This window comes from Scytonema sp. HK-05, assembly GCF_963872035.1.
In the GTDB taxonomy this organism is placed as follows: domain Bacteria; phylum Cyanobacteriota; class Cyanobacteriia; order Cyanobacteriales; family Nostocaceae; genus Kalymmatonema.
Genome location: NZ_CAWMYC010000053.1, coordinates 1 through 9,764 on the forward strand (window position 1 = coordinate 1; position 9,764 = coordinate 9,764).

The following is a 9,764-nucleotide window of genomic DNA, read 5'->3' on the forward strand; positions in this document are numbered from 1 at the left end:
ACAGTTAAGACAGTTAAGACAGTTAAGACAGTTAAGACAGTTAAGACAGTTAAGAAAACGTGAGTTCGACGGGGTGAATTGACTGTGGTAATGGGTCAGGGTAAACGCATCTCAAACGCTATTGACAAGCGGATAAAGATGCATCATGTTGGGATAAAGAAGCAGCAAGAATATAATTGTTATCCATTGCGGCTCGATGAGATTTTTGGCGATTACTTCGTTTCAAAGATTGCTCAAGGGTTTAAAGCATTCAGAGCAATCCGTCGCAGCAGACCAAGGTTTTGTAGTGCATGTCCGCTACGAACACGGCAAGCATCTTCATTGAAAGTGACATCCATAATTTCGCTCTATAGTCTGTATTGTTCAGCACAAAATTAGATGCGCTTGCCCTGCTGGACCAGTACGGGTTGATTTTGACGTGAATATTAAAATAATTAAAATAGTTGCATAAAAACTTCTTTATCTTTTGCTAAATATAGAGCGAACCAGTGTTAATTTGACGAGATGAAAGGGAACTATATACCTGTAGTCTGATACTGTACCAGTAAACTAAGATGTTTGCCCTATCTCGTCAAAGTGTCTCTGCATCTTTTGCAGCCTGTTTATGTATGTTGGGAGTGGGCTGGCTCCAATTTCCAATAATGCAAAAACTACCTCATACTAACAAAACTGCTTCATTAGAAATACAAAGAACAATTGACTCAGAAAAGGTGCGCTTAAATTTATTCAAAAAAATGCCATCTTTTGGTTACAATAACATGATTGCCAATTGGGTTTATCTCAATTTTGTGCAATACTTTGGCGATGATGAAGCTCGTGCCAAAACAGGTTACAGTTTAAGCCCAGAATACTTTGAAGTCATTTTGGAACGCGATCCGCGATTTATACCTGCCTATCTAAGCCTTTCTACCAGTACTTCCATGTATGCAGGTATGCCAGAACGTTCTATAAAATTAACAGAGAAAGCTTTAAAGTCACTATCTCCTTGGGTTCCGGAAAAGTCTTATTATGTGTGGCGGTATAAAGGCATTGATGAGTTATTATTTTTAGGAAAATCATCAATGGCTCAAGACTCCTTTGAAATAGCAGCAGATTGGGCTAGCCAGCATACAGATCAAGAAAGCAAACAAGCGGCATCGGTTTCGCAGAAAACCGCTGAATTCCTCAAGAAAAATCCTAACAGTAAATTGGCTCGAATTGCTAGTTGGACAATGATATTAAATAATCAAGTTGATAAAACAACTCGTCAGCGAGCAATCAATGAAATTGAAGCTTTGGGAGGAAAGGTTATCACCAATCCTGACGGTATTTACAGTATTGAAAGCAGAAAGCCCATGAGGATGTGACCGACTCTTGTCGTACACATCCGTCATCGACGGCATGGGACGCCAGTCGCCTGCACTGGCTTCTCCGTCTACAGCGCTGGCTCATGAATGCGTGGCAACTTTAGTTGCCGTCAGTCTCTGGGTCGGGTAACGTTTTTATCCAGTCTTGCACAATTTCAGACATGGATACGCCTAACTTCCTGGCTTGTGCCTCAACTTTCTTCCGTTCTTTATCAGTCAGTCTGACTACCATTCTATAATCTCTAGCCATTCTCAAAACCTTACTGTTATACTTATCGTCATGCGAATAGTATAACAAGGAGGTGGTAGATATGCTTTTGACGCAGAAGAATGCAACCAAGCCAGACGCAATAGTACAAGTCATATTAAATGTGTTAGGCATGGCTTCTAATAGCTTATATAACACTGGCGTATACCTGAGCCGTCAACAATATTTTGAAAACAGCAAAACTATCAGTTATGCCCAGTTGTGCAAAGACCTCAAAGTTGATGAGAATTATAAGGTTATGCACTTCCCTTGCTGGTCAACAAACACTTAAGAGTGTCGCTGAAGCATTCAACTCCTTTCAAGCATTGGAGAAGAAAGCAAAAAAAAGAGAGTTGAGCCAAAAACCAAAACTACCCTATTACCGTTCATGCATGAGGGATGTATCAAGTAGTCTATCCTGGTCAAGCTATAAAAGTGGTTGAAGAAGATGGCGCGAAATGGTTAGAGATTCCACGCTTGTCGGGCGGGGAAAACGTACTTTGAGGGAATAGAGTCAATTACCGTACCATATCCAGAACGGTTGTGGGGTAAGAAGATTAAAGAACTTCGATTCGTTCCCTCTCATGGTATTTGGTACACCGAGTACGTTTATGAAATGGACGAAGTGCCACAGGTGACGGGGACAAACGCTTTAAGTATAGATCCAGGTCTGAACAATTGGGTGTCTGCTGTCTGCACCAATGGTAAGTCATTCTTGATTAGTGGAAGACGGTTAAAAGCGGTTAATCAGTGGTGGAACAAGACTAAAGCAGGTTTGCAAACAGCAGTTGACAAACAGTTTGGTGGTGATTCTTTTTTCACGCAACGCATGGCACGAATGACCGATAAGCGCAACAGGCAAATGAGAGATGCAACCAACAAGGTAGCGCGTCAAGTCATTAACTGGTGCTTGAATAATGAAGTAGGGTATCTCATTTTTGGCTGCAACAAGGAGCAAAAACAAGGTATTGATATTGGACGTAGAAACAATCAAAACTTTGTACAGATTCCCACTGCTAAACTGAGAAAGCGGATAGAACAGTTGTGTCAGCAGTATGGCATCAACTATGTAGAGACAGAAGAAGCATACACTAGTCGTGCTAGCTTCTTAGATGGAGATTTAGTACCTACATTCGGCGAAAAACCTGTTCGCGCAGCGTCTCCGAAGGAGATAGGGTACGAGTTTTCAGGAAAAAGAAGTAAGCGCGGTGAATACACCACAAAGCATGGTATACGCTGCAATGCGGATTTGAACGGTGCAGCAAATATCTTGAAGAAAGTAGCTACGAGGCTAGGTTTAGACCTTAGTCGGATAGGTAGGGGTTGCTTGACGCAACCCATGCGGTTCTACGCATGAATCCCACCCCTTGAAGGGGTGGGTGCGTCAAAAAATTAAATTATCTGAAAAGGATTGAATTGATAGGCTTATAGTAGGCGCTTAAGCGTTTACTACTAACCCATCCTCAGTGAGGTTACGGTTATTTTCTGGTACAACGGCAAATTGATTGAGTCTCAAACTCTAGAATTAGAAATTGACGACCCAGGGTTACTCTATGGAGCAACCGTTTTTACTACGCTGCGGGTTTATGATAACTCGCTTGATAGTCGGTTAACTTACTGGCAATCCCACTGCGATCGCCTAAAATTGAGCTTGCAAACCTTTGATTGGCGCTTACCAGATGAAGAGCGATTGCGTCAAGGGGCACAAGTTATGATGGCACACTTTCCCGTCCTCAGAATCACCATCTTTCCTGATGGACGGGAGTGGATAACGGGTAGGTTGCTGCCAAACAACTTGACACAACTACATAAAAATGGTATTTTTGCAACTCTTGCTGCTTCGGAATTTGTTCGCTGTCTACCTGCTCATAAAACGGGAAACTACCTCAGCGCATGGTTGGCAAAGGCTAACGCCCAAAAGTTAAACACCCAAGAAGCGATATTAGTCGATGCGGCGGGAAATTGGCTAGAAACCAGTACAGGCAACCTCTGGGGATGGCGGGATGGCAGTTGGTGGACGCCGCCTTTAACAGCAGGAATTTTGCCTGGAGTTGTGCGAGGACAGCTTAGAGACTGGCTATTGAAACAGCACATTGTTCGAGAGGAACCTTGGACACCAGAGCTAGTCAAAGGGTTTGAGGCTATTGCCTACAGCAATAGTGTAGTGGAAACCGTCCCGATTCATACCGTTATACAGCCTACAGGAAAGCTAGAATGTAATCCCCACCATCCCTGTTTTCAACAACTGCGGATGTTTTTTATAGCATTGTAGGTGCAAAATTTGGTATACGTTAAGATAAGTTAACATAATTCTTAAAAAGCCCTCTCTTTACAGAGACGCTACGGGAAAGCACAAGAGATCTAGGAGGATTGACCTGGGTGAATAACAAACGATGGAGAAATGCGGGGCTGTACGCACTGCTTTTTATTGTTGTCATTGCGCTGGGGACAGCGTTTTTTGACAAACAACCACAAAGTAGAGATACATGGCGGTACAGTCAGTTTATTCAAGAAGTTCAAAATGGCAGAGTAGCAAAAGTCAGTTTAAGTGCAGATCGGTCTACAGCTCTTGTGACGCCAGGCGACGGCACGAAGAAGCTCGTGACTTTGGTCAACGACCCGGATCTCATTAACACTCTGACCCAACATGGCGTAGATATTAGTGTTTTGCCGCAAACCGATGAAGGATTTTGGTTTAAGGCACTAAGTAGCTTATTTTTCCCTGTATTACTTCTGGTTGGCTTATTCTTCTTGCTACGCCGCGCTCAAAATGGTCCTGGTAGCCAAGCAATGAACTTTGGCAAATCCAGAGCTAGAGTCCAAATGGAGCCGCAAACCCAAGTGACATTTAACGATGTCGCTGGTATTGACCAGGCAAAGCTAGAACTCAACGAAGTCGTAGACTTTCTGAAAAATGCCGATCGCTTCACCGCTGTTGGAGCAAAAATTCCCAAAGGCGTACTGCTTGTTGGTCCTCCAGGAACAGGTAAAACTCTGCTCGCTCGTGCAGTAGCAGGCGAGGCTGGTGTCCCCTTCTTCTCTATCTCTGGTTCTGAGTTTGTAGAAATGTTCGTCGGTGTCGGTGCATCCCGCGTCCGCGACTTGTTCGAGCAAGCAAAGACAAATGCTCCCTGCATCGTCTTCATCGATGAAATTGACGCCGTAGGTCGTCAGCGGGGTGCAGGTTTAGGCGGTGGTAACGATGAGCGGGAACAAACCCTCAACCAGTTGCTCACAGAAATGGACGGTTTTGAAGGCAACACAGGCATCATCATTATTGCCGCCACCAACCGTCCCGACGTACTGGATGCAGCACTGTTGCGTCCTGGTCGCTTCGACCGTCAAGTCGTTGTGGATCGCCCAGACTACGCCGGACGTGGAGAAATTCTCAAAGTTCACGCCCGTGGAAAGACCTTGGCAAAAGATGTGGACTTGGATAGAATTGCCCGTCGTACCCCTGGGTTCACTGGTGCAGACCTTTCCAACCTGCTCAATGAAGCTGCAATTCTGGCTGCACGCCGCAATTTAACCGAAATTTCGATGGATGAAATTAACGACGCCATCGATCGCGTGCTAGCAGGTCCAGAGAAGAAAGACCGAGTGATGAGCGAAAAGCGCAAAACTCTTGTAGCATACCACGAAGCAGGTCACGCCCTAGTCGGTGCTTTGATGCCAGACTACGACCCAGTACAGAAGATTAGCATTATTCCTCGCGGTAGAGCTGGTGGTTTAACTTGGTTTACCCCCAGTGAAGACCGGATGGACACTGGCTTGTATAGCCGTGCTTATCTGGAAAACCAGATGGCAGTTGCCTTAGGTGGTCGTCTCGCTGAAGAACTCATCTTTGGTGAAGAAGAAGTGACCACTGGTGCAGCTCAAGACTTGCAACAAGTTGCTCGTGTTGCTCGTCAGATGGTAACACGCTTTGGAATGAGCGATCGCTTAGGTCCTGTTGCTCTCGGTCGTCAGCAAGGCAATATGTTCCTCGGTCGAGACATCATGGCAGAACGCGACTTCTCTGAAGAAACTGCTGCTGCTATTGATGAAGAAGTCCGCAAGCTGGTAGAAACAGCTTACCAACGCTCCAAAGAAGTGTTGGAAAATAACCGCCACATTCTCGACCAACTCGCGCAAATACTGGTTGAAAAGGAAACAGTGGATGCCGAGGAGTTGCAAGAACTGTTGGCAAACAACGATGTGAAAACCGCAACGTTTGCTTAATAAATAAGAAACAAGATAGAAGATAGAAGATAGAAGATAAAATAATTTCTTCATTCTTCACTCTTGATTCTTCACTCTTTAAAGTCAGGGTAATTCTGGAATCTTCCATTGTTGCCCTGATTTTTTTGTTACGGTATGTTGGGTTTCACTATCAAATACCTGCGGGTCGTCAATTCAAAATTTCAAATCTAAAATCTAAAATCGTATGAAGTTACCAGAACTTGGTTCCGAAACTATCGACCGTATCATTGAAATGGCATGGGAAGACCGAACACCATTTGAGGCAATTGAAGAACAATTCGGTTTGCAAGAAAAGCAGGTTATTGACCTGATGCGCCGTGAAATGAAAGCATCCAGTTTTCAGATGTGGCGGGAACGTGTTAGTGGACGCAAGAGCAAGCATTTACAAAGGCGAGAGTTTGTTGCAGGTCGGTTTAAGTCAGATAATCAAAAGACTTAAAACTCCCACCTTGAATGCGGCAAGGGGGCGGACGCCTGTACCTGAAAGGTCAGCGTCTGGGGAATTGCCGCCAAATAATAAATTGAGCGGAGTGCGAATCCTTTGATTCAGAATGTGTATTCATATCCGTCAGATCTATGAATTGTTTTCAGGTATTTTGCATGCACGTCAAAACTTTTACCTCCTGTAGTTAGCTTAAAACTAGGTTTGAATCGAATAGCGATTCGCCCTGTGTAAGTCCCTGCATACTTGCCAGCTAAAACCTCGGCTTTTACTAAATCCCCAGTTTGAAATCCCATGAAGAACTTTTGGGCAGGAGCATGACGAATTGGAAACCCGTAGCGGTCAGTGCCGCAACGCTGTCTTCTACCATGTCCTTTAGCCTTAACTGACAGTGGCTTAACACCTTTGAGCAGTAATTGACTTGGAGTTGATTCCCCAACACAAGCAGCATCAGTCCAATGAGTTTTCTCAATTCCTCTAGTTTTGCGGTTGAACTTAGTTCGCCCTCCAGAGCCTACCTCTACAGGTAAACCAGTTGACTGAAGTCTTCTGTAAAGCTCCCAACGAGTAGCATTAACTGCGGTAGCATCTTTAAGTGGTGCTTTTGCTTGAGCTAGCACTTTCTTAAGAACTTCCGGCTTCTTTTTCAGGAACTCCTCAACAGGTTTATTTCCTTTGGCTTGGTTACAGGAATGGCAACTAAGGCAGAGGTTGCTGACTCGATTAGAGCCTCCTTTGCTTTTGGCAAGGATGTGTTCAATATGACTGGTAACGTTTGCCTCGCTAATGTTATAAAAGCTTTTTGAGTCTGAAGCACTGGTTTTTCCTATAGCCTGTTTAACTTCAGACGACAGAGCCTAAAACTGGCACGCATCTTAGGGTGTCATGACTCAAATAACGAAGTTCCTATTAGGAACTAAAGCTGGTCAACAAGGCTTACAGTTTCCTGCAAGCCTACACTGACCTTAGGTACAGTGTAGGTAGTTGACAGTTCAACTCTTTCTTTTTCGGTACGTCCAAAGGCATGGTACCAAGCGTCGAAGTTCTTGCCAAGGTAGGACGTGGATTGAGCAACTGATGGGTCATGATTAGCAGAATGCTTATTCAATCTAAAGGCAGCCCACTCAAAGAGTAGTAAATGGAGGTCGGAACTATGACAACCATCGAAAAGAGCGATTTAGTTGGACTGACCCGTAACGTTAATCATGACCTGCCAGAAGGTCTAGTAGGAATGGTTTTACAATGCCATAAAGATGGTTTTGATGTTCAGTTTCCTCTTCCAGGAAAGGACCTGTATGCCAAAGTGCCAAGGGAAGATATAAAGTTTTTAGTCGGAATGAACCCGCTCGGAAACTAGCCAATTTCATCTTAGAGGGCACAATGATACTCTGCCCTCAAAACGTCCCCTACTGTAGGTGGCAAAAGAAGTAGAAACTTGTTGGAGCGGAAGCAATGAAAGCAAATGAACTATTGGCACAATACGAGAAAGGCACAAGAGATTTTACTGGGGTAAACCTGAGCGAAGCATACTTGCAAGAAGCTAACCTAAGTGGAGCAATTTTAGACAGAGCCATTTTGGATGGAGCTGATTTAAGCAGAGTGAATCTTAGTCAAGCAAGCCTCATTGAAGCTGACTTAAATGGAGCCAATTTAAATCAGGCAAATCTCAGCCAAGCTAATTTGAGTGGAGCCATCCTAGATGGAGCAATTCTAGAAGGAGCCATTTTGGATGGTGCTAATTTGAATCAAGCCGACTTGACGATCGCAAAGCTCGTTGGCGCTCAATTCCGTGATGCTGAGCTACAAGAAGCTAACTTGAATGCAGTTTCTCTCAATGAAGCAGATCTCACTCATGCTGACTTAGCTAAAGCAGATCTCACCCAAGCAGATCTGAGTCACGCCCAATTGAACGAGACTAACTTGAACCAAGCCAACTTGAATGACGCAAATCTAGAAGGCACAATTCTGGACGATAATAAAGCTTGATTTTTGGCAAGAAACTTTTGGTAGATTTTTTGAGTCTGAATCTCCAAATTCTGCAAAAACTTGCCAATGTCTGAATCTGCCCAAGGCATCCCAGGATTGCCCGACTTAACGCATCCTACCGAGCTTATCCAATTTGGAACCCATCTACTGAAAGCTTCACTGTTATTGGTATTCCTGGTTGTCGCTTTGGGAGTTGCAATTGCTCTGTTGGGCTTTGCCCTTCGTCGAAATCAACAGCAGCAAGATATTTTGATTGGCGAATGGGCTGTTAGTTACTCCCAACTCTTGCGAGGATTACAGCATTTAACCTTGGTGTTAATTCTGCTGGTGGGAGGATTTTTTCTTTGTTCAACTTTAAGCAATCGATACCATCATTGGGAACAGGCGAAGGTGGCTCAAGTTGCTGAGAGTGTCGCAGGTGAAAAGTTAGAACAAATAGCGCCTCAAATACGCTACGTTACTGAAGAGCCATACACATACACGACTCAAGTTAATAATAAGATAGTCAAGATAAATGATAAACAGAAGGTTAGCCGCTTCTTAACATTAAGTGGGTCGCAAATTCAAGTTAAGCTTGACCAAAGCCCTGATATTCAAGGTCGCCGCGCCATTTATAAAATAGACTATACTGCTGACTACAAAATTGTTAACCAACTCAAGGATATTAATAGTTTTTTCTTTGAAGCACCGCCGCCCGTTGGTTACTCTTTATTGCAAAGCTATAAAGTAGAGCGTGACGGTACTAGACTTCAACAAAGAAATCCGGGTGACTATGGCTTTCCGTTTCAACTGCAACCAGGTGGAGAAACAAGTTTAAGAGTCACTTATAAAGCTCAAGGCGGACCGCGTTGGGTTTATAATTCTAACGGGCAGTTGCTTTCCAACTTCCGCCTCATGGCGATCGCCAACTTCGCTGGAGCTGATTTTGCCAGTGGTATTGTACCCAGTGAAATTAAAAATGACAGACAAGGGACTCAATTTACTTGGGTATTTGATGATAATGTTTCAGTCAAAAACCCATTTGGGGTGTATACCTACACTAACCCCATTCGTCACACTGGTGTCCTTCCTCGACTGCTATTGCTAGCACCGACAATATTTTTGTGGTGGATATTGCTACTGTATTTGTCGCTACCTATGAGCTTGAGAAATTTGGCAATTGCAGGTAGTATCTTTTTTGCTTGTTTGCTGACTTTAACTTATCTCAGCCGCTTTATAAATCCTCAGTTCGCTTGGACTCTCATTTCGCTTATCTTACTAGGATTGACATGGGGTTTGGGGTCAAAAAACCGCAGTGTTTCCCTAGCTGCTGTCATCTGCACAATTGCTGGCGCTGTGCTACCTGTCTTTGGATTATTAGTATCATTTAGTGGTCTCACCCTCAGCCTGGCAGGTTTGCTTTCAGCTATCTGGCTTGCGGTTCGTCATTGGTACGGCTTTTATAGTTTACCGAAAAATGGGGTTTAAAGCCCCGCCGTTTAGTGGCGGCTTTTTATTAACT

The 9,764-nt window shown here is 44.0% G+C and carries 12 protein-coding genes and 1 pseudogene; 9 read left to right on the plus strand and 4 right to left on the minus strand.

Annotated elements, in window-relative coordinates; translation table 11 throughout:
• The first annotated feature begins 554 nt into the window (after positions 1-554).
• Positions 555-1,346: a hypothetical protein gene (locus AACT52_RS08545; protein ID WP_073636527.1), complete on the plus strand. Its 792-nt coding sequence runs from the start codon at positions 555-557 to the stop codon at positions 1,344-1,346.
• Positions 1,347-1,446: 100 nt separating this feature from the next.
• Here AACT52_RS08545 and AACT52_RS08550 read toward each other — a convergent pair whose 3' ends face one another.
• Positions 1,447-1,596: a DNA-binding protein gene (locus AACT52_RS08550; protein WP_143173019.1), complete on the minus strand. Its 150-nt coding sequence runs from the start codon at positions 1,594-1,596 to the stop codon at positions 1,447-1,449.
• Between the two features lie 61 nt (positions 1,597-1,657).
• Here AACT52_RS08550 and AACT52_RS08555 point away from each other — a divergent pair, with 61 nt between their 5' ends.
• From AACT52_RS08555 to AACT52_RS08575, 5 genes are all read left to right on the plus strand, one after another.
• Complete coding sequence (locus tag AACT52_RS08555) at positions 1,658-1,885, plus strand: hypothetical protein (protein WP_083630829.1); 228 nt, start codon at positions 1,658-1,660, stop codon at positions 1,883-1,885.
• 225 nt (positions 1,886-2,110) lie between these two features.
• Positions 2,111-2,950, plus strand: coding sequence for an RNA-guided endonuclease InsQ/TnpB family protein (locus AACT52_RS08560; RefSeq protein WP_272937160.1), 840 nt, complete (start codon positions 2,111-2,113; stop codon positions 2,948-2,950).
• A gap of 123 nt (positions 2,951-3,073) precedes the next feature.
• A complete protein-coding gene (locus tag AACT52_RS08565) occupies positions 3,074-3,865 on the plus strand; it encodes an aminotransferase class IV (RefSeq protein ID WP_073636528.1) in 792 nt (263 codons plus the stop codon).
• Between the two features lie 107 nt (positions 3,866-3,972).
• On the plus strand, positions 3,973-5,814 hold the full coding sequence (gene ftsH3 / locus AACT52_RS08570; RefSeq protein ID WP_073636529.1) for an ATP-dependent zinc metalloprotease FtsH3: 1,842 nt from the start codon (positions 3,973-3,975) through the stop codon (positions 5,812-5,814).
• 205 nt (positions 5,815-6,019) lie between these two features.
• Positions 6,020-6,274 (plus strand): TIGR03643 family protein, encoded by a 255-nt coding sequence (locus tag AACT52_RS08575; protein WP_073636530.1) that lies wholly within the window; start codon positions 6,020-6,022, stop codon positions 6,272-6,274.
• A gap of 107 nt (positions 6,275-6,381) precedes the next feature.
• Here AACT52_RS08575 and AACT52_RS08580 read toward each other — a convergent pair whose 3' ends face one another.
• From AACT52_RS08580 to AACT52_RS08590, 3 genes and pseudogenes are all read right to left on the minus strand, one after another.
• Entirely contained in the window at positions 6,382-6,897 is a 516-nt protein-coding gene (locus tag AACT52_RS08580) for a hypothetical protein (protein ID WP_233154261.1), read from the minus strand.
• Positions 6,898-6,978: 81 nt separating this feature from the next.
• Positions 6,979-7,131 (minus strand): annotated as a pseudogene (locus AACT52_RS08585) (hypothetical protein); the annotation flags it as partial.
• A gap of 62 nt (positions 7,132-7,193) precedes the next feature.
• On the minus strand, positions 7,194-7,385 hold the full coding sequence (locus AACT52_RS08590) for a hypothetical protein (protein WP_143173020.1): 192 nt from the start codon (positions 7,383-7,385) through the stop codon (positions 7,194-7,196).
• Between the two features lie 45 nt (positions 7,386-7,430).
• Here AACT52_RS08590 and AACT52_RS08595 point away from each other — a divergent pair, with 45 nt between their 5' ends.
• The 3 genes from AACT52_RS08595 to AACT52_RS08605 all read left to right on the plus strand — a co-directional run bounded on the left by AACT52_RS08595 (position 7,431) and on the right by AACT52_RS08605 (position 9,730).
• Entirely contained in the window at positions 7,431-7,634 is a 204-nt protein-coding gene (locus AACT52_RS08595) for a hypothetical protein (protein WP_143173021.1), read from the plus strand.
• A gap of 95 nt (positions 7,635-7,729) precedes the next feature.
• Positions 7,730-8,263: a pentapeptide repeat-containing protein gene (locus AACT52_RS08600; protein WP_073636532.1), complete on the plus strand. Its 534-nt coding sequence runs from the start codon at positions 7,730-7,732 to the stop codon at positions 8,261-8,263.
• A 66-nt stretch (positions 8,264-8,329) separates the two neighbouring features.
• Complete coding sequence (locus tag AACT52_RS08605; protein WP_073636533.1) at positions 8,330-9,730, plus strand: hypothetical protein; 1,401 nt, start codon at positions 8,330-8,332, stop codon at positions 9,728-9,730.
• Positions 9,731-9,764: the final 34 nt, after the last annotated feature.